Annotated in this window: 17 protein-coding genes; 10 read left to right on the top strand and 7 right to left on the bottom strand. The window is 53.4% G+C overall.

What is annotated here, in order from left to right; translation table 11 throughout:
- Positions 1-2: 2 nt before the first annotated feature.
- Both malF and malE read right to left on the bottom strand, forming a co-directional pair.
- Positions 3-1,523, bottom strand: a complete 1,521-nt coding sequence (gene malF, locus HX773_RS18385; protein WP_176972722.1) for a maltose ABC transporter permease MalF — start codon at positions 1,521-1,523, stop codon at positions 3-5.
- Positions 1,524-1,583: 60 nt separating this feature from the next.
- Positions 1,584-2,774, bottom strand: coding sequence for a maltose/maltodextrin ABC transporter substrate-binding protein MalE (gene malE, locus HX773_RS18380; protein WP_176972721.1), 1,191 nt, complete (start codon positions 2,772-2,774; stop codon positions 1,584-1,586).
- A gap of 363 nt (positions 2,775-3,137) precedes the next feature.
- On the opposite strand from malE, the gene malK reads away from it, so the two are divergent.
- From malK to malM, 3 genes are all read left to right on the top strand, one after another.
- Positions 3,138-4,247 carry a maltose/maltodextrin ABC transporter ATP-binding protein MalK gene (gene malK / locus HX773_RS18375; protein WP_176972720.1) on the top strand — a complete coding sequence of 370 codons (1,110 nt, stop codon included), beginning with the start codon at positions 3,138-3,140 and terminating at the stop codon, positions 4,245-4,247.
- Between the two features lie 41 nt (positions 4,248-4,288).
- On the top strand, positions 4,289-5,590 hold the full coding sequence (locus tag HX773_RS18370) for a maltoporin (RefSeq protein ID WP_110867145.1): 1,302 nt from the start codon (positions 4,289-4,291) through the stop codon (positions 5,588-5,590).
- A gap of 97 nt (positions 5,591-5,687) precedes the next feature.
- Entirely contained in the window at positions 5,688-6,611 is a 924-nt protein-coding gene (gene malM, locus HX773_RS18365) for a maltose operon protein MalM (RefSeq protein ID WP_176972719.1), read from the top strand.
- A 237-nt stretch (positions 6,612-6,848) separates the two neighbouring features.
- On the opposite strand, the gene malQ is transcribed toward malM, so the two are convergent.
- Positions 6,849-8,891 (bottom strand): 4-alpha-glucanotransferase, encoded by a 2,043-nt coding sequence (malQ, locus tag HX773_RS18360; protein ID WP_176972718.1) that lies wholly within the window; start codon positions 8,889-8,891, stop codon positions 6,849-6,851.
- Positions 8,888-11,281, bottom strand: a complete 2,394-nt coding sequence (malP, locus tag HX773_RS18355) for a maltodextrin phosphorylase (RefSeq protein ID WP_176972717.1) — start codon at positions 11,279-11,281, stop codon at positions 8,888-8,890. The genes malQ and malP overlap by 4 nt, the downstream gene beginning before the upstream one ends.
- A 274-nt stretch (positions 11,282-11,555) precedes the next feature.
- Between malP and malT the strand changes: the two genes are divergently transcribed.
- The gene (gene malT / locus HX773_RS18350) at positions 11,556-14,258 is read left to right on the top strand and encodes an HTH-type transcriptional regulator MalT (protein WP_176972716.1); all 2,703 of its coding nucleotides are present in this window, start codon (positions 11,556-11,558) and stop codon (positions 14,256-14,258) included.
- Positions 14,259-14,364: 106 nt separating this feature from the next.
- Here the strand turns inward: malT and HX773_RS18345 are convergent, their stop codons facing one another.
- The gene (locus HX773_RS18345) at positions 14,365-14,910 is read right to left on the bottom strand and encodes a GNAT family N-acetyltransferase (RefSeq protein WP_176972715.1); all 546 of its coding nucleotides are present in this window, start codon (positions 14,908-14,910) and stop codon (positions 14,365-14,367) included.
- 24 nt (positions 14,911-14,934) lie between these two features.
- Positions 14,935-16,602, bottom strand: coding sequence for a kdo(2)-lipid A phosphoethanolamine 7''-transferase (eptB, locus tag HX773_RS18340; RefSeq protein WP_176972714.1), 1,668 nt, complete (start codon positions 16,600-16,602; stop codon positions 14,935-14,937).
- Positions 16,603-17,167: 565 nt separating this feature from the next.
- Between eptB and HX773_RS18335 the strand changes: the two genes are divergently transcribed.
- The 4 genes from HX773_RS18335 (at position 17,168) to HX773_RS18320 (ending at position 18,672) form a co-directional block, all read left to right on the top strand.
- Positions 17,168-17,671, top strand: coding sequence for a DUF2569 family protein (locus HX773_RS18335; protein ID WP_176972713.1), 504 nt, complete (start codon positions 17,168-17,170; stop codon positions 17,669-17,671).
- Between the two features lie 59 nt (positions 17,672-17,730).
- Complete coding sequence (locus HX773_RS25970; protein ID WP_255433260.1) at positions 17,731-17,940, top strand: transposase; 210 nt, start codon at positions 17,731-17,733, stop codon at positions 17,938-17,940.
- 130 nt (positions 17,941-18,070) lie between these two features.
- The gene (locus tag HX773_RS18325) at positions 18,071-18,382 is read left to right on the top strand and encodes a hypothetical protein (protein ID WP_176972712.1); all 312 of its coding nucleotides are present in this window, start codon (positions 18,071-18,073) and stop codon (positions 18,380-18,382) included.
- A gap of 32 nt (positions 18,383-18,414) precedes the next feature.
- Positions 18,415-18,672 (top strand): hypothetical protein, encoded by a 258-nt coding sequence (locus HX773_RS18320; RefSeq protein WP_176972711.1) that lies wholly within the window; start codon positions 18,415-18,417, stop codon positions 18,670-18,672.
- 641 nt (positions 18,673-19,313) lie between these two features.
- Here the strand turns inward: HX773_RS18320 and HX773_RS18315 are convergent.
- A complete protein-coding gene (locus tag HX773_RS18315; RefSeq protein ID WP_176972710.1) occupies positions 19,314-20,234 on the bottom strand; it encodes a LysR family transcriptional regulator in 921 nt (306 codons plus the stop codon).
- A gap of 111 nt (positions 20,235-20,345) precedes the next feature.
- On the opposite strand from HX773_RS18315, the gene HX773_RS18310 reads away from it, so the two are divergent.
- Both HX773_RS18310 and HX773_RS18305 read left to right on the top strand, forming a co-directional pair.
- Entirely contained in the window at positions 20,346-21,488 is a 1,143-nt protein-coding gene (locus HX773_RS18310) for a M20 family metallopeptidase (protein ID WP_176972709.1), read from the top strand.
- Positions 21,475-22,875: a YfcC family protein gene (locus tag HX773_RS18305; protein ID WP_176972708.1), complete on the top strand. Its 1,401-nt coding sequence runs from the start codon at positions 21,475-21,477 to the stop codon at positions 22,873-22,875. The genes HX773_RS18310 and HX773_RS18305 overlap by 14 nt, the downstream gene beginning before the upstream one ends.
- Positions 22,876-23,054 lie beyond the last annotated feature (179 nt).

Raw genomic sequence — 23,054 nt, 5'->3', positions numbered from 1 at the left:
CCTTAATCGAATTTCATTCGTACAGCTTTAAGATTGATTACCGCCAGCGCACCCACCAGCAGGAAAATCAGCGTGGCGATGGCCGCCGCCAGACCAAAGTCCTGCCCGCCGCCGCCTTCAAAAGCAATGCGCCAGGTGTAATTCACCAGCAAATCGGTATAACCCGCTGGCGTGGTGGTGCCGATACGATCCGGCCCGCCGTTGGTCAGCAGCTGCACCAGTACAAAGTTATTAAAGTTAAAGGCAAAACTGGCGATCATCAGCGGCATCAGCGGTTTCAACAGCAGCGGCAAGGTGATCAGGAAGAAGTTTTGCAGCGGCCCGGCACCGTCCATCGCGGAAGCCTCATAGAGGTCGTCCGGAATGGCTTTTAGCAGCCCCATGCACAAAATCATCATGTAGGGATAGCCAAGCCAGGTGTTCACCATCACCAGCATGGTGCGCGCCAGCGTCGGATCGCTAAACCACGCGGGCTGGAAACCAAACAGCGCGTTTAGCATCACGTTGATTTCACCAAAGCTCTGATTGAACAGCCCTTTGAAGATCAGAATCGAGATAAACGCGGGCACGGCGTAGGGCAAAATCAGCATCACGCGATACACCGCTTTGCCTTTCAGCGCTTCCCACTGCACCAGGCAAGCCAGCACCATGCCGACCGCCACGGTGAGAATCACCGTCACGAAAGAAAATAGCAGCGTCCAGCCAAAGATTGCCAGAAACGGTTTTTGAATCCCTTCATCGGTAAATACGCGAATGAAATTCTTCCAGCCGGTATTCACCGTGAAGCCCGGACTCAGCGCTTCGCCGCTGCTGTTCTGATAGAAACCGCTCTCACGATTGGCCTGATACAGCGCGCCGCTTTGCTGATTTTTCAGGTCGCCGTTGGCTTGCAGTACATACAACGGGCGCGTGCCGGAGAACTGCCGTAGCGAGCTCATCACCACCTGACGACCATCCGGCAGTTCGGCCTGAATCTGGTTCAGCGCCTGACGATTGGTGGTGACGATGCGCAGCGTGGCGCGTTCACCCGGCGGTGGCGGGGCGCTGGTGAGTTTCAGCTTTTGCGCTCCGCCAAAGGCAAACGCCGGCGAAACGAAGGTTTGCCCGTTGGCCGCTTCGGTCAGCACCAGCTGCCAGCGATCGCCCGCCGGGATCAGCGAGAAGTTCAGCGCTGAACCATCCTGATATTGACGGCTCAGCAACACCTGTTGCGCACGTTCCAGCGTCAGCTGGTTGGTGCTGCTGTAGTTAGTAAAGGCAATCGCCACGGTACAGGCGAGGGGAAACAGTACGAACAGCGCCATGCCTGCGAGTCCGGGATAGACATAGCGCCAGGCATAAGCGCGACGATTGGCATAAATCCACAGGCCGACGGCGCTGATAATCAGCGTCACCAGCGCAAACAGATATTCACCTTTTGCATACATCAGCACGAGCAGATAGCCGACCAGCAGACAGCAGATACCGAGAAAAAGAGCCTTCAGCACGGCGCTGAACCGTGCTGTTTTCGGTTTTCCTGACATGATGCGGTTTTCCTTAACAGCCAGTAACGAGCCGGATTGCGCCGGCTCTGGTAGAGAGGATTACTTGTTGAGTCGTGCCTGCGCATCTTTCAGCGCCGCATCAACGCTTTGACGTCCACTCAGCGCATTCAGCGTGGCGGTGCGCATCGCGTACCAGAAGGCAGCCATTTGCGGAATGTTCGGCATGATGTCGCCGTTGCGCGCGTTGGTCATGGTGGCGGCGATACGCTCATCCTTCTCCAGCGTCTGCTGGAACGATTTCAGCGCCACCGCGCCGAGCGGTTTGTCTTTGTTAACCGCATCAAGACCGGCGTCGGTCAGCAGGTAATTCTCCAGGAACTCTTTGGCCAGCTCTTTGTTCGGGCTGGCGGCATTGATCCCAGCACTCAGCACGCCGACGAAGGTTTTGGAATTTTTGCCATGCAGCGTGGGCAGCAGCGTGACGCCGTAGTTGATTTTGCTCTTATCAATGTTGCTCCATGCCCACGGCCCGTTGATGGTCATGGCGGTTTGCCCCTTGTTAAAGGCGGCTTCGGCGATGGAGTAATCGGTATCGGCATTCAGCGTTTTGGCCTTCACCTGATCGACAAGGAAGTTCATGCCCGCTTTGGCACCGGCGTTATCCACGCCGGTATCTTTCACGTCGTAACGGCCATCGTTGAGCTTAAAGGCATAAGCGCCGCCCGCCGCCAGCAGCGGCCAGGTGAAGTACGGCTCCTGCAGGTTAAACATCATGGCACTCTTGCCCTGCGCGCGCATTTTCTTATCGATGGCGGCGATCTCTTCCCAGGTTTTTGGCGGCTCAGGCAGCAGATCTTTGTTGTAGATGAGTGACAAGGATTCAACCGAAATCGGATAACCGATCAGCTTGCCGTTGAAGCGCACCGCATCCCAGGTGAAGGGGAAGATTTTCTCCTGGAAGCGCGCGTCCGGGGAGATCTCCGCTAACAAGCCTGACTGCGCATAGCCGCCGAAGCGATCGTGCGCCCAGAAGATGATGTCCGGGCCGTCGCCGGTGGCGGCCACCTGCGGATACTTCTCTTCCATTTTGTCCGGATGCTCAACCGTCACTTTGATGCCGGTTTCCTGCTCAAACTTTTTACCCACCTCAGCCAGGCCGTTGTAGCCCTTGTCGCCGTTGATCCAGATGACCAGCTTTCCCTCTTCAATCTTTGCAACGGCAGAGGCTGAAAACAGCACGGCCGTCAGGGCGGAAAGGGCAAGAATGCGTGCACCGGTTTTCATTGTCATAACTCCATCCTGTTAGCGGAAACGGAAATCGTTTTACCTGCCACATTGTGAGTATCTGCCGCCGCTTCTCATCCTCCCCGGCTCTACGCCTGCTTATCACCTGATGTGATCTGCGTTGCAAAACCACCCGGTTATCACGGACTGGCGCACACAATCGCCGCTCTGCTCTGCGTCATAGCTCACAAAAATGGTTGCCTGCCGCGTTTTATCAGACAGGTCTGCGCGATCTCCTCCTCCCGTCTCCTCCCCCACGCTGACGCCCTGCGGTGGAGGATGTCGACGGTTATCTCCTTGCCCATAGTGGTCGCCGGGGTCTGTCCGCCGACTTGCGGACAAGGAATAGCAAGCTGAGAGGAAAGCATCATGTCGAGCGTTACGTTGCGCAGTGTCTCCAAGGTGTGGGGCGAAACCGAGGTGTCGAAAAACATCAGCCTTGAGATCGCCGAAGGAGAGTTCGTGGTTTTTGTCGGACCTTCAGGCTGTGGCAAATCGACGCTGCTGCGCATGATTGCCGGACTGGAAACCATCACCAGCGGCGATCTGTTTATTGGCGACAAACGCATGAATGAGGTGCCACCCGCCGAGCGCGGCATCGGCATGGTGTTTCAGTCCTACGCGCTTTATCCCCATCTTTCGGTGGCTGAGAACATGTCGTTCGGCCTGAAGCTGGCTGGCACGCGCAAAGCGGAGATCCAGCAGCGCGTCAATCAGGTGGCGGAAGTGCTACAGCTGGCGCATCTGCTGGAGCGCCGTCCGAAAGCGTTGTCGGGCGGACAGCGTCAGCGCGTGGCGATTGGCCGCACGCTGGTGGCGGAACCGCGCGTGTTTTTACTCGATGAGCCGCTCTCCAACCTTGATGCCGCGTTGCGCGTGCAGATGCGCATCGAGATATCGCGCCTGCATAAGCGTTTGAAGCGCACCATGATTTACGTCACCCACGATCAGACCGAAGCGATGACGCTGGCGGACAAGATCGTGGTGCTGGATGGCGGCCACGTTGCCCAGGTCGGCAAGCCGCTCGAGCTGTATCACTATCCCGCCAATCGTTTTGTTGCCGGTTTTATCGGCTCACCGCGCATGAATTTCTTACCGGTAAAAGTCACCGCCACCGCCATCGATCAGGTTCAGGTGCGTTTACCGAATACCCAACTGGTGTGGCTGCCGGTCGACAGCGCGGGTGTGCAGGTGGGCAGCAACATGTCGTTAGGCATTCGTCCCGAACATCTGCTCTCCAGCGATATCGCTGACGTCACCCTCGAAGGCGAAGTGACGGTGGTGGAGCAGTTGGGATACGAAACGCAAATTCACATCCAGATTCCCGCCATTCGTCAAAGCCTGGTTTACCGCCAGGAGGACGTCGTGCTGGTAGAAGAGGGCGCCCTGATGGGCATCGGCCTGCCGCCTGAGCGTTGCCATCTTTTCCGTGAAGATGGCAGCGCCTGTCGCCGGCTACATCAGGAACCCGGTGTTTAGCCCTGCAAAACAATAAAAGCAATGACCTCAGGAGATAGAAAATGTTAACTCTGCGCAAACTCCCTATCGCGGTTGCTATCGCGGCAGGTACGCTCGCTGCCCCGTCGATGGCAGTCGATTTTACCGGCTATGCCCGTTCCGGCATCGGCTGGACCGGCAGCGGCGGGGAACAGCAATGTTTTCAGGCCACCGGCGCTCAAAGTAAATACCGTCTGGGCAACGAATGTGAAACCTACGCTGAGCTGAAGCTGGGCCAGGAAGTGTGGAAAGAGGGCGATAAGAGCTTCTATTTCGATACCAACGTCGCCTATTCGGTTTCTCAGCAGAATGACTGGGAAGCGACCTCGCCCGCGTTCCGCGAAGCCAACGTCAAGGGCAAAAACCTGATCGAATCGCTGCCGGGTTCCACCATCTGGGCCGGTAAGCGTTTCTACCAGCGTCATGACGTGCATATGATCGACTTCTACTACTGGGATATTTCTGGTCCCGGTGCCGGTCTGGAAGATGTCGATCTCGGCTTCGGCAAACTCTCCTTTGCCGCCACGCGCTCCTCCGAAGCGGGCGGCTCTTACACCTTCTCCAGCGATCAGATCCGAGATTACGCCACCAGCACCGCCAACGACGTGTTTGATGTGCGCCTGGCAGGTCTTGAAACCAACCCGAACGGCGTGCTGGAGCTGGGCGTCGATTATGGCCGCGCCAACGCGCGTGATGGTTATCGCCTCGAAGATAACGCCTCCAAAGATGGCTGGATGTTCACCGCAGAACATACGCAGAGCATGCTGAAGGGCTACAACAAATTCGTGCTGCAGTACGCCACCGATGCGTTGACGTCGCAGGGCAAAGGGCTGCCGCAGGGCACCAATATCAACAACAGCGGCAGCATGTATCGCGTACTCGATCACGGTGCAATTAGCCTCGCCGATCGCTGGGATCTGATGTACGTCGCCATGTACCAGAACACCGATCTCGATAACAACCGTGGCACCGAGTGGTACACCGTGGGCGTGCGCCCCATGTACAAATGGACGCCGATCATGAGCACGCTGCTTGAAGTGGGCTACGACAACGTGAAGTCGCAGCAGGTGAACGAGCGCAACGGCCAGTACAAAGTGACGCTGGCGCAACAGTGGCAGGCGGGCGACAGCATCTGGTCGCGTCCGGCACTGCGTCTGTTCGCGACCTACGCCAAGTGGGATGAGAAATGGGGCTACAGCAAAGACAGCTCAGGTGATTTGACCTCCTTTGCCTCTAACGACAGCAGCGGCAACGGCATTCTGACCAACAGCCGTGGCAACAACGATGAGGTGACATTCGGGGCGCAGATGGAGATTTGGTGGTAATGCTCCCGCATGTGGCTTAACTGAGACGATCTCTTTTCGGCGCGGCGCGCCATTGCCTGGTTCGCGCCGCCGCCTGACAGTTTTTTGAGGTTATACAATGAGAATGAAAAAAACGGTTTTTGCGCTCTGCCTGAGCGCCGCGCTGCTGGCCGGTCAAAGTTTACCGGCGCTCGCTGATGTCAATCTGGTGCCACAGGATCTCTCTGCCGCGCCTACATTCCCCGCCGCCAGCCTGCAAACGCTGAGCTGGCTGCCGGTAGATACTTCCCGTACCCAGGTCACCACGCTGAGTGAGAGCCACACCAACCTGAACGCCGCGGGCGTGACGGGTTCGGTGGCGGCCTACAGCTTGCCAGCCAATATCGGTGAACTCACCATTACGCTGAGCAGTGAAGTGAAGCAAAATCAGGTGTTCGCACCGAACGTGCTGGTGCTGGATGAGAACATGCGCCCGGCGGCCTGGTTCCCGGCGCGCTTTTTCACCTATCAGCAGCCGGGCGTGATGGCGGCGGATCGGCTGGAAGGCGTGATGAAACTGACGCCTGCGCTGGGTCAGCAAAAGATCTACTTGCTGGTATTCACCACCGAGAAGGATTTGACCGAAACCACCACCTTACTGGATCCGGCCAAAGCCTACGCCCGCGGCACCGGCAATGCGGTGCCGGATATTCCCGATCCAATTGCGCAGCACAGCCGTGATGGCACGTTGAAACTCAAAATGAAAACCAGTTCAGGTTCATCCATTCTGGTTGGGCCGCTGTTTGGATCATCGAGTCCTGCGCCGGTAACGGTGGGCAATACGCAGCCGGTTGCGCCGGCGACTTATCGTGCTGCCCAGGTTTCGGATGCAAAACCTAAACCGATCATGACGGATACCGAAGGCTACTTTAATCAGAACATCCGCGAGGCCGTTGAGAAGGGCAATATCGATAAGGCGTTGAAGCTGTTGGATGAGGCCGAGCGTTTGGGCTCCACGTCGGCCAGACACGTGTTTATCAGCAGTGTTAAAGGCAAGGGGTAATCCGCCCCGGCAGTGCTGATTTGTCCCATCTGGTGCGCTTCGGCGCACCTTTTTTTGCCAGGAGCTGGCTGTCCCCCTCCTCGGTCCTCCCCCATAAATGGGGGAGGAAGATGCTGCCATATGCCAACTCTGAAACAGCATGTGGCAGCGTCTCCTTCCCCCGCAAGCGGGGGAAGGCCGGGTTGGGGGACAGCCAGCACGGACAGAGGCTCGACTCAATACAAGTGTCCTACAAAATCAAACCCGCTTTCGCCGTTGATCGATATCAGCCAACAACGCATTAATCTGCGGATTGGCAAACATCTCCTCCAGCGAGGCGCTGAGTTTACGCCGCCAGTTGGGATATTGGCTGGTGGTGCCGGGAATATTCACTGGGGAAGCCATATCAAGCCACTCTTCGGGTTGCAGGCCCAGCAGCGCGCTATTGCTGTCGGCCAGATAACGCTGCATCGCCGCACTTAACCCGCGATCCATCACCTGCGGTTCGGCCTGTTCGGGCAGACAACCGCTGCGTTGCAAACTTTTAAACAGCGCGCGCCGTGCTGCCAGTCGTGACTTATTCAGCCCGGCAAGGATCTGCTTATCAGGATAAAGCCCCAACTCGCTGCCCAGCCGCAAATCGTCGCTTTGCCACCAGCCGCGCAGGGTTGGCATATCGTGGGTGGTGGCGACCGCCATCGCCTGACGTGGCCAGCGGGCAGGCGCGCGAAACGCCACTTTGGACGTCTGCTCAAAATAGAGCACTTTGTAAGAGTAAACGCCCGCCTGGAAGAGCTTGCCGATGATCTTCTCCGGCACCGTACCCAAATCCTCACCAATCACCATGCAGTGATGACGCTGACTCTCCAGCGCCAGAATCGCCAGCAGATCGTCGATGGGATAATGCACATACGCACCTTCCGCCGCGCTTTCGCCCTGGGGGATCCACCACAGCCGCAGCAGCGCCATCACGTGATCGATGCGCAGCGCGCCGCAATCGTGCATGTTGGCGCGCAGCAGATCAATCCACGGCTGGTAGGCGCGCGCCTGCATAATCTGCGGATCCATCGGCGGCAATCCCCAGTTCTGGCCCAACGGGCCGAGGATATCTGGCGGCGCGCCAACGCTGGCCTGCAAGCAGTAAAGCTCGCGATCGCTCCAGGTTTCCGCGCCGCCCTGCGCCACGCCCACCGCCAAATCGCGATATAAGCCAATTGGCATCGCCTGCTGCTGGCACACCGCCCAGCAGTCGGCGAACTGGCGCGCGGCCAGCCATTGCAGCCACAGATAAAAGCGCACTTCATAGGTGTGTTCGATGCGGAATGCGCGCACCGCTGCGCTGTTGGGCGACTGCAACGCCGCAGGCCAGGTTGTCCAGTCGTAACGCTGAGGGTCTTCGGCGATCTGCGCGGCGTGCAGTGCATCAAACACGCCCTGATGCAGCAAACTTTCACCGCCTTGCTGCATAAAGCTTTCAAAGGCGACAACCAAGTCATCTTCTGCGCCGCGCTGCCTAAACTGCTGCCAGGCAAAGCGCAGCGCCTGCAGTTTGAGCGCAGTGACCGCCGAATAATCGACCCACTCAGCGTTTCGCGCCGCCTGAAACGCCTGCTGCGTACTGGCCGCTTGCCACCAGCGCTGCGCCTCTTCACTCAGCGTAAAATCCTCAACGGCGGCGACATCGATATACAGCATGTTGAGCCAGCGCCGCGATGAAGGGCTGTACGGACTGGCGCTTTCCGGCGTCGCCGGGAACAGCGCATGCAGCGGGTTCAAGCCAATGCAGGCACCACCGCGCTGCGCGACCTCGACCAGCATCTGCTTTAAGTCGCTGAAGTCCCCGATTCCCCAGTTGGACGCCGTTCGCAGCGTATACAGCTGAATGCACGCACCCCACAGCGATTGCCCTTGCTGGATGGCGGGCGGCTCGTAACAGCGCACGGGCGCGACAATAATCCGGCAGTGAAACGCTTGCTGCTGCGCGCTGAAACTGAGCTGGTGATAACCCAAAGGCAGCGCAGGCAAAGCGATCGGCTGGTTGGCGATACTGCGCCCTTGCCAGCGTTCGCCCTGTTCCGCGATCAGCTGCCATTCGCCTGCCATGCCGGGCGCAGGCAGCACAATCTCCGCGTGTTCTCCCTGCACAATCAGCACCGGCGGCAGCGGTGAAGCGTGCGGTTGCGCGGGATGCATCGCCGCCAGCAAACGCTGGCGGGTAATGGCAGAGACCGATTGCAGCTGGCCGTGCGCGTCGATGTATTCGCTGGCGATTTCGGCGGTTGGCGTGATAGTGCTGTTCATCGCGCGGCCTGCCAGATGCGTTGCTGATAGTCGCGGATGGCGCGGTCGGCGCTGAACATGCCGCAGCGCGCGGTGTTGAGAATTGCGGCGCGCGTCCAGCCATGCTGATCGGCCCACAAGGTTTCAGCCTGCGCCTGCGCGTTGAGGTAGTGACGAAAATCGGCCAGCACCAGATAAGGATCGCCGCCTTTGGCGCTCAGGCTGTGCAGCAACGGCTCGAATGCGGTGACGTCGCCGTCGCTGAAGGTGCCGTCCTCTAACGCTTTCAATACCCGATCCAGCTGCGCATCTTTTTTGCGCCACGCGTCAGGCGAGTAACCTTCCGCTTTCAACGCGCTGACCTGATCAACGGTATGACCAAAGATAAAGATATTGTCGCGCCCAACCTGTTCGGCGATCTCCACATTGGCGCCATCCAGCGTGCCAATGGTTAAGGCTCCGTTCAGCGCCAGCTTCATGTTGCCGGTGCCGGATGCCTCTTTGCCCGCGGTTGAAATCTGCTCGGAGAGATCCGCCGCCGGAATCAGCCGCTCGGCAACCGTAACGTTGTAATCAGGCACAAACACCACTTTCAGGCGATCGCCAATGCGCGGATCGTTGTTGATGGTGGCCGCTACTTTGTTGATCGCGTAGATGATGTTTTTAGCCAGCACATAACCCGGCGCGGCCTTGGCACCAAACAGCACCACGCGCGGCGTCAGGTTGGCCTGCGGATCGCTCACCAGCGTTTGCCACAGCGCAATAATGTGCAGCAGCGCCAGATGCTGACGCTTGTACTCGTGCAGGCGCTTGATCTGCACATCAAACATCGCCTCAGGATTTACCTGGATGCCGGTGCGTTCTGCAATCCAATGCGTCAGCGCGACCTTGTTCTGCTGCTTGATGGCGCGATACTGCGCCTGGAATGCGGCGTGATCGGCGTAAGTTTCTAGCGCTTTCAGCTGATCGAGATCGGTGAGCCACGGCTGATCGAGAGTTTGGCTGATCAACGCCGCCAGCGCCGGGTTGCACTGATTAATCCAGCGGCGCGGCGTGATGCCGTTGGTGACGTTATGGAATTTCTCCGGCCACAGCGCGTGATACTCCGGGAACAGATCTTTCACCACCAGCTGCGAGTGCAGCGCCGCCACACCGTTCACCGCAAAGCCGCTGGTGACGCAGAGATTAGCCATGCGCAGCTGGTTATTGTGTACCAGCGCCAGTTTCGCCCAGGTCGCTTCGTCGCCCGGCCAGCGCGCTTCAACCTGCTTCTTCAATTGGGCATTGAGCTGGGTGATGATCAGCATATGGCGCGGCAGCAGGGCGCGCACCATGCGCACATCCCAGCACTCCAGCGCTTCAGGCATCAAGGTGTGATTGGTATAGGCAAAGGTGCGCTGGGTAATGTGCCACGCCGCGTCCCAGCTCAGCGCGTGTTCATCCAGCAGCAGGCGCATCAGCTCGGGGATGGCCAGCGTTGGATGGGTATCGTTGAGCTGAATCACCTCATAATCCGGCAAGCTGGCAATGCTGCGTCCGGCGCGCTGATGACGGCGCAGAATGTCCGCCAGCGAGCAGGCGCACTGGAAATACTGCTGCATCAGGCGCAGCTTTTTACCGTTGTCGTGATTGTCGTTGGGATAGAGCACTTTGGTGAGTTTTTCGGCCTCAATGCCCGGCTGTTCGGCGCGCAGAAAATCCCCGTTATTGAAGCGCTGCAGATTAAACGGCTGCGCATGCTTCGCCTGCCACAAACGCAGCGGCTGGGTAACGCCATTCTGATAACCGACTACCGGCAGATCCCAGGCTTCGCCCAGAATTTGCACCGCCGGCTCCCAGCGCGCAACGCCATCTTGCGTGATGACTTTGCCGCCGAGATGCACCGGCACGGTTAACGCCGCGTTGTGGTTAAACCACGGATAGCTGTCGCGCTGCCAGTCATCCGGCATCTCCTGCTGCGCGCCATCAACGAAGTGCTGGCGGAACAGGCCGTATTGATAATTGAGTCCGTAGCCGGTGGCGGGTTGACCCACGGTCGCCATCGAATCGAGAAAACAGGCGGCGAGCCGACCCAAACCGCCGTTGCCCAGCGCCGGATCGGTTTCACACGCTTCTACGTCGCTCAGCGTGATATTCCACTCGCCCAGCGCCTCGTTCACCTCGTCATACCAGCCAAGGTTGAGCAGATTGTTGCCGGTTAGACGACCAATTAAAAACTCCATCGAGATGTAGTTAACGTGACGCTGCGGCGTGGCAGCAGGCGGCGCAGGCATCTCCGCCAGCATGTCGGCCAGCGCGCCACTTAGCGCCTGCCACCATTGGTTTGGCGTCATTTCTTGCGCATCGTGCAGACCAAAACGTTGCCATTGGCGGGTTAGCGCGTGTTTAAAACGGGTGCGGTCAAATTTCATAATCAGTCCTGTCAGGGCGGAGGTGAATGTGCTTCATTCTGCGCGTCAGCCATTACGCGCTCCTCCTCCTGCACCAAATTCAGCGGGGAGGATGAGCGGGGAGGAGAGGCTGAGGGAAATCTTAAAGTGTGACAGGAATGTGATAACCGTCGCTTTTGTTAAGACTGCTTAATGGGTTAGCTTGCATTAGGTAAACGAATATCTGAACGTATGTGACTATTAATTACGAAGCGTAAAATAATGATGCGCCACGTTTAGGGAGAAGCGTTTACCGATGTTAATACCCTCCAAACTTAGCCGACCGGTCCGCCTTGAGAACACGGTTGCGCGCGAGCGCCTGATGCAAAAACTCGGCGCGGCGGGCAATTACCGTTTGGTGTTGGTGACCAGTCCGGCGGGATATGGCAAAACCACGCTGATCTCACAATGGGCGGCGGGGAAAGCCAATCTGGGCTGGTATTCACTGGATGAGGGCGATAATCAGCCGGAACGCTTCGTTGATTACTTGATCGCGGCTCTGCAGCAGGCAACGCAGGGCGGCTGCGCCTCCAGCGAAGCGCTGGCGCAGAAACGGCAGTACATCAACCTAAATGCGCTGTTCGCCCAGTTGTTCAGTGAGCTGGCGGCGTGGCAGCAGCCGATTTGGCTGATCATTGATGATTACCATCACATCACTAATCCCGCAATTCACGATGCGATGCGCTTCTTTTTACGTAACCAGCCGGAAAATGTGACGCTGATTTTGCTGTCACGCAATCTGCCACAGCTCGGCATTGCCAACCTGCGCGTGCGCGAACAGCTGATTGAATTAGGCAGCCAGCAGCTGGCGTTTACCCATCATGAAGCCAAACAGTTTTTTGATTGTCGCCTGACGACGCCGCTGGAATCGGAAGAGAGCGGGCGTTTGTGTGATGACGTGGCGGGTTGGGCGACGGCGTTGCAGCTGATCGCGCTCTCGACGCGTCAGGGTGCCAGCTCCGCCCAGGATTCCGCACGCCGCCTTTCCGGCATTAACGCCAGCCATCTGGCCGATTATCTGGTTGAGGAAGTGCTGAATAACGTCGATAGCGCCACGCGACAGTTTCTGCTGAAAAGCGCGCTGCTGCGATCGATGAACGACACGCTGATCGCCTGCGTAACCGGCGAAGAACAAGGGCAGATGCGGCTGGAAGAGATTGAGCGTCAGGGCCTGTTTTTGCAGCGCATGGATAACTCGGGCGAGTGGTTTAGCTATCATCCGCTGTTTGGCAGCTTTTTGCGTCAGCGCTGTCAGTGGGAACTGGCGGCGGAACTGCCTGCGCTGCATCGCGCGGCGGCTGAAAGCTGGATGCGGCTGGGTTTTCCCGGCGAAGCGATCCATCATGCGCTGGCCGCCGGTGATGCGTTGATGCTGCGCGATGTGCTGCTGCAATACGCCTGGACGCTGTTTAATCAGAGCGAACTGACGCTGCTGGAAAATTCTCTCAAGGCGCTGCCGTGGGAGATTCTGCTGGAAAATCCAAAGCTGCTGCTATTGCAGGCGTGGCTGATGCAAAGCCAGCACCGTTTTTCCGAAGTGAGCAGTTTGCTGATGCGTTTTGAGCACTCGTGCAGCGAACAGATTGATGATGTGCTGCGCGGCGAATTCAACGCCCTGCTGGCGCAGGTTTCGATTAACGATGGTAACGCCGAAGAAGCCGAGCGGCTGGCGTTACTGGCGCTTGACGCGCTGCCGGAAAGCCGTCAATACAGCTGCATCGTGGCGACGTCGGTGTTGGGCGAAGTGATGCACTGCAAAGGCGAGCTGAGCAGTTCGCTGAAGCTGATGCGCCAGACCGAGCAGATGGCGCGTCGCGAAGAAGCGTGGAATTACGCGCTGTGGAGCCTGATACAGCAGAGTGAGATTCTGTTCGCGCAGGGATTTTTACAGTCCGCTTATGAGATGCAGGAGCGGGCATTTGTATTGGTGAAAGAGCAGCATCTGACGCAGTTCCCGATGCACGAATTCCTGCTGCGTATTCGCGCCCAACTATTATGGGCGTGGGGCCGACTCGACGAAGCGGAACAGGCGGCGCGCGAAGGGATAAAAGTGCTGAAAGGCTATCAGCCGCAGCAGCAGATTCAGTGCCTCGGTTTGCTGGTGCAGTGTTCGCTGGCGCGCGGCAATCTGGATAATGCGCGCAGCCACCTCAGTCGGCTGGAGAATTTGCTTAACAACGGATCGCTGCACAGCGACTGGATCGCCAATGCCGATAAGGTGCGGGTGATTTTTTGGCAGATGACCAGCGACAGCCAAAGTGCCAGCAGCTGGATGCGCCAGACGGCGAAACCGGAGTTTGCCAACAATCATTTCCTGCAAGGGCAGTGGCGCAATGTCGCGCGTGCGCAGATCTTGCTGGGAAATATGAGCCAGGCCGAAGTGGTGCTGGATGAGCTGAATGACAATGCCCGCGCGCTCAACCTGATGAGCGACATGAATCGCAATCTGCTGCTGCTAAATCAGATTTACTGGCAAACCCAGCGCAAAGCGGAAGCGCAGCAGGCGCTGACCGAAGCATTAAAACTGGCTCGCAGCACCGGTTTCGTCAGCCATTTTGTGATTGAAGGTGAAGCGATGGCGCAGCAGCTGCGTCAGCTGATTCAGCTCAACACGCTGGATGAACTCGATAATCATCGCGCCAGACGCATTCTCAGCGAGATTAATAAATATCATCGCCATAAGTTTGCCCATTTTGACGAGGGCTTCGTTAGCCGCCTGATTAATCATCCCGATGTGCCGGAGCTGATCCGCACCAGCCCGCTAACCCAACGCGAATGGCAGGTTTTGGGGCTGATCTATTCGGGATACAGCAACGACCAAATTGCTTGCGAGCTGGATGTCGCTGCCACCACCATCAAAACGCATATTCGTAATCTGTACCAAAAACTCGGCGTGACGCACCGCGCGGAAGCGATGAATCAGGCGCAGTCGATGCTGCGGATGATGGGGTATGTGTAGCGGGGCAGCGGTGAAATACGCGTGAATTGGTCGCCATAAATGGCGACCCTACAAAAACCGTGAAAAATCAACGTAGGGTGCGCATTAATGCGCACCTGGATTTTCATCAGTTTATTTTTCTTGCGAGCCACTCTTCGCGGGTTAATTCCCACAATTCATAATCGAGAACACCCGCGACATACTCTCTTTTACCGGTTTCTATCAGACGCATGCCGGATTTACGTGAGATCTTCACTGAGCCACTATTCACCGCCGCTTTTGGTACGCGTAATACTTCGCGGCCCAGCGTTTTAAACCAGAAATCATTCACGGCATTGCAGGCTTCACTCATGTAGCCACGTTGCTGCCACTCAGGTACCAGCCAAAATCCGCGGTTATCATTTTCTCCATCGCGCAGTTCGATCAGACCGATTAATTCCTCTGGTTTCTCCTGGCGTCTGATACTCCAGCACCAGCAGCGACCTTCCTTGACGGCGGGCAACACCACGTTATCAACGTAATCCTGCGAGGCACCTTCAGGATAAGGCCAGGGCACGGCAGCATTGAGATAACGCACGATCTCCCAGCGCGGGAAGGCGATTTGCATCGCCTGCCCATCACCGCTTTCCAGTGGCTTCAGGATTAATCGTTCCGTTTTGATTTCTGGCGTCATAAATCCTCCCTAAGAAACGTCACTTTACTTCTGAAGAGTAGAATGATCGCACCAGTTTCGCATTGAATTAATACCGCCATCTGGTGAGGTAAAGCCAGCACAACCTAATATCGAGTCGAATAACTTCTCGTGGAATACCGGCGTTTTGTCGTTCTGCAGTTGCTGAAGTTTGGCGAATGACGCTTTGTTATTACTGTCACTCAAAAACTTATCGGATGCCCAAACCATAATCGGCACCGTGCGCTGCGCCATTGGCGCATGATCGCGTGGCGTGCCGTGGAAATGCAGATTATCGGAAATCGATTCTCCGTGATCTGAAGCGTAAAACACGATGGCATTTTTATCTTTCAAGCTATCGAACGTCTGCTTGAGAAAATAATCGGTATACAAAAGACTATTATCGTAGGAGTTGATCATCTCCTGCGTGCTACAGGCATCATCAATGCCCTGACATTCCGGCTTATAACGGGCAAACGCGCGTGGATAGCGTTCGGTGTACATATAATGTGAGCCTTTGGTGTGAAGAATCACAATGTGTTTACCCTGCGGATGACGCTGAATAGAGTCCTGCAATTCATTAATCAACGCCATATCATCAACTGGCTTACCGACATTGCGCTTCTCCGCCTGAATAGATTCGCGCATTGAATAACTGTCGGCCATGACTTTGTTATAGAACCAGGCTTCACTCTGCATGGAATAGAGATCTTCCGAGAAACCTTGCTTCTTCATCACTGTGAAAACATTCATCTCTTTCAGCGTGCGCTGCGGAGCTTCTGAGGCGCCGCCTTCTCTGACAAACATACAGCGCAGCGAGAGCTTGGTTGAGGTATCACAGGAATAACCCTGCAAGTGAACCAGGTTTTTTTCGTGATCGAGATAAGGGGTGTTATCGCGATCGTAACCGTATAAACCCATATGATCGCGGCGGGCACTTTCACCAATCACAAACACGATATATAAGTTATCCGCATTTTTCGGTGGAACGTATTTAAAGTGTTCAGCGGGATCGTAAAGATTACGGTTGTCCTCAGCCTGACTAAATGAGCTATAAGCCAGCAAGCCAACGCCCGATAACCAGTTAGACGGCGAATAAGTACCCGCAACAATGCCGCCGTAGCTGGCCATCATGCGATTATTTTTTTTATCCTGTTCATCCTGCACCTTACCCATTAAATTCAATGGCAACCAGCAACCTAACGCGGCAATAACAATGGCGATGGATTTATAAGACCAATAACGTTTTTTGCTGATATTTTCGACAGAACTGCTGCGCATTCCGCGCCAGGTTAACCACAGCGGGATGAGGTTAATAATTACCATCCACAGCATAAAGTGCCAACCCACCGATTCCTTAGAAAGATCTAATGAATCGGTGGCTAAAACGGCGGCGATAATTCCATAACCAATATCAATATTAAAGAAGATCATGTAATAACTGGCAGCGCTGGAGAATATCACCAGCATGGTCATTAATACGCGCGACAGATATTTCCCGGTTAATGAGGTTAACAACGTTAACAGCATCACCAAACAAAATGCAGCGATGACTTCAGTCACTAATGATAGGGTATTATCAAACTGCAGTTGCGTATAGCGACGGATGAAAATCGGAATGTTAAGAAGTACGCCGATGTAGAGCGAAATAAACGCCGGTAGATAAAACTGCTTAACCCAACCCTTTTTAAACATGTATTCCTCGTTCTTATAATTAACAACTAAATCACTTGCCTGTAAATTGACAGCCCTAAGTAAGAGGATGGATTTGGGGATCAGTTCAACCATTGCTGGGCCTAAAGTATGTTATAATGTAACAATCTTGCTGAAGTGTTCATTTATCTCCCAGAACGCTGCTAATCAGTACAGCTAAAATCGTGATTAATAATAACCATTTTTCTAATCACTAAACGTGTCAACCATGACCCTTTGAACAACTGATGCCGAGTCAACGATTATAATTACCGGATATTTGTGTTAGGGAGATTTTTTCTGGTTTCTAAAAATAAATAATCAGGATGATGGTGTTTTTATGAATGTTTTAAGAAAATCCTGATATTAATTATGATATTATGTGTATGTGTCATAACTTAAAAGTGACAACCGATTGTGCTTGGTGTTTTTATAAATACGCTCAAAAAGATACTAATTGAAAAATGCAAGTTGGCAACAAAGTCTAATGAATTAGCTATAAAGATCAAGTCGATTAAAAACACTCATCAAATCTCACTGTTATTTAATAATATTTAAAGGTTTAATCATGGAATGGGGTTGCATTAAGTGTGGAGAAGAAATACCGCAGGACAGGGAGTTTTGCACAGGATGTGAAGAAATACAATTTAGAAAAATTGGCGGCCTTCTTTACATACCTCTTGTAGGATTGATAATTTCAGCCATCACGTACTTTTTGAATATAAATGAGGTTTTTAAGGCAATTATAGAGAATTATCGATCTATAGATATAAACGCCAAGGTGTTTTTTATTTCTTCTCTTACAATTTATGTGGTGATGTTTTTATTTGCGGCGTTCACGCTATCACAATTCTTAAAAAGAAAGAGGTTGCTCCCTAATTTATATATTTCATTTTTGATCGCTATAATTATAACATTGTCGATTAATACCTACACGCTCTATGCGCTAATTCCTGGCGTCAAAATTGGGTATGATGAATTGGTTCCTATCTTCCGCAGTTTAATATCAGCATTGATATGGATCCCGTACTTCACAGTGTCTGTTCGGGTAAAGATGACCTTCATAAAGTAGTAAATCGCCACTGGTTTAACAGACACCTCAGAGTCATTTAAGATGGCTCAGAGGTGTTTATGAGCGGTAAGCGTTATCCTGAAGTGTTCAAAATTGAAGCGGTTAAACAAGTTGTTGAGCGCGGCCATTCCATTGCAAGTGTCGCCACACGTCTTGATATCACCACGCAAAGCCTCTATGCCTGGGTAAAAAGTACGGCCCTGACTCCTCAGCCAAGAAAATTCACTCTGATGCCCAGTCTGAGATCCGCCGACTTAACAAAGAACTGAAGCGGGTTACCGATGTCAGAGAAATATTAAAAAAACCGTTGCGTACTTCGCAAAGCTGTCTGATTGAGGTACGCCTTTTTCCTTGACAACAGCCGGTGCCGGCCTGTACGTATGCTTTGCCGGGTTCTGTATGTCCATCCCAGTGGGTTTTATGCCTAGCTTTAGCAACCGTATTCACAGCGAGATCAGGCAAACCCAACATATTGAAAATGGAATGGCATCCGGTATCGAAGCGTTATCCATCGCGACGGCAACCGGATTAATTGAATCGTTAGTCTCAGCATCAGATAAAAATGAAGCTGTGTGGCGAGAAATTGAGGCTTTTCTATTAGCTGAATCTAAGCAAAACGGATTTTACGTGGATGGAACTCGGCAAATTGTCGTACCTAAGCCGTGGTCTATAACAGGCACCGAAATCATAGAGATAAAACCACTAAAATGACGTCTGAAGATAAGTCCAGGATAATAGAAAAAATGAATCGTATGGCCGCACTGCTGCAATTAGGTGGCTATAATGATTGGTCGGCAAGCATTAGAAGCCTTGCTAATGATTTCGAATCCTTCCCCGAACGGGTCCGTTCAGATTTTTTAAGTTTATATGGTGGAATGGGGTCGCTAAATGATTTATTGATTTGTATAAATGGAAAGATCAGCATCGATGAAAATGAAGAGTTCGATAAGATTAGATCTGAGCTATATGAAGATTTTAAATGGATTAATAATCCTCGGTAAGCATAGGCTAACATCGATTTGATACCATTCTTATTAGGATGGTCGTCGTAAAATCTGTTGGACTTGTTGGCCTGATGATCCTCAAAGCATTCATCAGAAATTATTGGAAATAATATAACAAGGTGATTTGTTAATGCGAGGTGTTAATCTAAGCAGTTATTTATTCTATGTCTATTAGAATACGGAGAGAGGATAACTGAAAGTGTCTAAGACAAAGTAAGCAAAAATCATCTGGTGTTTGTGTCAGAATCTCTATACATGCCGAATGTGTAGGGTTTAGACAAATTTGGCATGTATTTTTTAGCCAAAGTGCCATCCGGGATTGTTGGATAACTAATGATGGTAAAAAAATCTGGACTTAATGAAATGCGAATCCATAATTTTTCCTCGACAGTGTGTGCATTTTAATTTGATGAACTGCAGGCTCAATTTCTTAGATTTGAGCGTAATTATGCATGAAGTCGACCATGATACCGGCATGAGTGTCAACGGCGGATATAGCGCATTAGCGTGTCTGGATTCTTCCATAAGCCTTGCTGCTTAAACCGGGGGGTACCGTATTTTTTGGTGCCCATATCAAACCGGAACCCGCAAAAGAGAGCCGCAAGCCATTATTAAATTTGTAATCAAATAAGCATCAATTAAACCGCTCCCGCCGTACCTTCAAAAAACGTCACCAGCAATTGCCACAAATGCTGCGCTGCGGGCGTGAAGCGGTGATCGGCGCTGCGTAATAAGTGGCATTGGCTTTCGCGGGCGATGCGATGGTGAATCGGCACGGTGACTAAGTTCTTAGCGATGAGGTCGTCTTCAACCACTTTTGCGGTCATAAACGCGATACCCATGCCGGCCTGGCTTAAGGCGATGGCGCTGGAAAACAGATTACAGCTATAAGCCGGGCTGAATATAAATCCTTCCTGACTGAACATGGCATTCATATAACTTTGAATACCAAAATTTTTGTCCATGCCAATCAATGAATAATTGACCAGTGCGGCCACCTCGATTTGCGAATAATCCGCGATGGGGTGTTGGCTGTGCACCACCGCACAGATTGGTCCGCGGTGAAAACTCAAACACTTCAGGCCGGGAGGGCCAATCGGGCCAAAACCCACCGCCATATCAACGTCGCCTTTGGCAATCAGCGACACGGTGGTTTGCATATCGCCCGACAGAATATCGATAAACACGTCGGGATAAGTTTGCGAGAACGGCTGCAATACATGCCTGACGACTTCATCCACCATGCCCTGACCGACGCGCAATTTGATTGAGCCGCCGCGTTTATGGCGCAGATCTTTTAACTGGCGATCCAACTGGCTGCGCCGTTGATGGGTGTGCGCGTAATCTTCAGCCAATAACTTCCCGGCTTCGGTCAACACCACATTGCGGCCACGTCGCTCCAGCAGCGGCAATTGCATCTCCCGCGCCAGTTGCGATAACTGACGGCTGATGGCGGCGGGATCAACATCCAGGGCTTCCGCCGCGCGACGAATACCACCGTAATTGCCCACTTCATAGAGATACCTTATGGATTTTTCTGGATAGAGCAGCATCGCCATAGGTTTTTCTTATCCGTTGATCTGAGGTCAACAATAATAGCCTTTTATCTCCATTTTTTAAGCGCATTTTTATCTCCATACTCGAAGATTCACTATGCGAGGGCAGTACAAATGAAAACTATAAAAAATTACCTGCAACAACATTCCGATGAAATTCTTCTGGATATCAAGGAATTGGTCGCAGCGGAATCACCATCAATGAACAAAGCCGCCGTGGATCGTTGTGGCGAAGTCTTACAATCGCTGTTTGCCAAACGTTTGGGCGTGGAAGCAGAAATTGATGAGCAGCCGGAGTACGGCAATCATCTGAAGTTCACGCTGGGAAGCGGTGACGAGCAAACCGTGTTACTCGGGCATTTCGATACCGTTTGGGATGAAGGCGAGTTGGTAATGCGTGAAGAAGACGGCAAGCTTTACGGTCCTGGCGTGCTGGATATGAAAGCCGGTCTGGTGCAAGCCATCTGGGCGGTACGAGCGTTGCAACAGCACGATTTACTGGCGGGTAAACGCATCGTGTTTCTCTGCGGCAGCGATGAAGAAGTGGGTAGCCCAAGCTCCAGCGCCTGGTTATCGCAGCACGCTCTGGGATCGGCGCAAGTGCTGGTGGTTGAGCCTGCGGTGGCGGGATCGGGCGCACTAAAAACAGCGCGCAAAGGTACCGGACAATATGAAATCACCCTCAACGGATTAGCGGCGCATGCCGGGAACAATCCCGAAGAGGGCATCAGCGCGGTACAAGAAATGGCGCTTCAGATCATGTTCTTGCACAGCTTAAACGCGCCAGAGCGCGGCACCACCGTCAATGTGGGAATCGCGCGTGGCGGCAACCGCATCAATGTGGTGGCGGATAAAGCGGTGTTAGGCATTGATACACGCGTTACCAGCGAAGCAGAAGCCGAGCGCATCCACGCCGAAATCAGCCAGATCACGCCACATTTAGCCGGCATCACGCTGGATATTAGCGGCGCACAATCACGTCCGCCAATGCGTCAAACAACGGAATCGTTGCTGTTGATGGAGCGTGCGCAGCAGGTTGCCTTACAGCTTGGTTTCGAGGTGGAAGGCAAAGCGGTTGGCGGCGGCAGCGACGGCAATTTCACTGCTGCGTTGGGAATTCCAACGTTGGATGGTTTGGGCGCAACCGGCGCAGGTATTCATGCACGTCATGAACATATCATTATTGCCGATATTGCTCCGCGCGCGGCGTTGGTGGCGGGCTTGATCCTCGGAGGTGATGCGCATGTCTCAGGTTAATGTGGAGAAAAATACGCTGCGCCAACCGCCAGCAGCGAAAACCGAGCAAAGTCCTTATCTGCTGCTGTTTATTATTTTGGTGCTGGCGGCGGTGGCGACCTGGATTATTCCAGCGGGGAAGTTTGATCATGAAACCCGCAATGGCATTACTTTCGCCATCAAGGGAAGCTTGCATGAAGTTGCGCGTTCGGGCGTTTATCCCGGCGAAATCTTTATGGCGATTGTGCAAGGTGTCATCAAAGCCGCGCCGATCATTTTCCTGATTCTGTTTACCGGCGGGTTATTAGCGGTTATCGAATCGACGGGTGCTATTGCTACGGCGCTTAATTCTCTGTCGCGCAGTACCAAAATTAGCGATACGCGTATTATCATTATTTTTGGTGTGATATTCGCCATTCTCGGCACGACTGGCGTGGTGCAAAACTCGGTGGTGGCGTTTGTGCCGATCGGTTTACTGGTGGCGCGATCGTTGAGTTTATCGCCAATGATTGGTATGGCGCTGGTGTATTTAACCTGCGCGGCGGGTTTTAACGTTGCGGTATTAGGTCCAGCCACCACCGGATTAACCCAACATCTGGCGCAGTTACCGCTGTTTTCCGGCATGTTGTTGCGCGGCATTACCTGTTTATTGTTCGTATTAACAGTGATGAGCTATTTGATTATCTCGGTGAAACGCGCACGCAATAATGGCGAAGTACGTGTGGAGCAAAACGCGCAGAATGACGAATTGCTGGCGATTACCGGTCGACATAAACTAATTCTGATCACCTGCGCCGCAACGCTGATTGTATTTATGATTGGCACGGTACAATTGCATTGGGCCACCAATGAAATGTCGGCGATGTTTATTATTCTGTCGATTATGGTCGGCATGATAGGTCGCATGTCGGGTTCTGCCATTGCTAACACCTTCCTTACGGGTTGCTCGCAACTGGTAAAAGGCGGCTTCATTGTGGGTATGGCTGGCGCGATTTCCGTGGTGCTACAACAGGGTAATATTCTTGATCCGATTGTTGGCTTCCTGTCTGATTTACTGGCGCCGGTTCATCCCGCCATTGCGGCGGTGGGCATGTTCATCAGCGCGGCGTTGATGCATTTCGGTATTTCATCTGGTTCCGGGGAATCCGCTTTGCTGATCCCGATCTTCTCGCCGTTAGGCGATAACCTCGGTTTAACCCGTCAGGTGACGGTGCAAACGGTGTTGCTGGGTGAGGGCATCGTTAACTCCATCAGCCCAACTTCCGGCGTGTTAATGGCAGCCTTGGCTACCGCCAATATCTCATTCGGCAAATGGATTAAATTTGTTGCGCCGGTAGTGGCGATTTGGTTTGTCATTTGTGTCGTCACCTTATTAATTGGTGTGGCGATCAATTGGGGTCCTTTCTAATAAATCGTAAGAAGCCACTTAATCGTGGCTTCTTATTTTTATATTGTTGTTAACACGATCAACACCCTTTCCACTATTTCAGTCCCACGATTAATTGTATTCACTCCCCGACTTTTTCTTAAAGTTATCTAATCATCGCTATTTGGCTTAAGTCGCGCTGGAACTGTTCCGCGTAAAGT

The organism is Pantoea sp. B9002 (assembly GCF_013385945.1).
Classification (GTDB): Bacteria; Pseudomonadota; Gammaproteobacteria; order Enterobacterales; family Enterobacteriaceae; genus Pantoea.
This window is presented reverse-complemented; position numbering and strand designations above follow the sequence as displayed.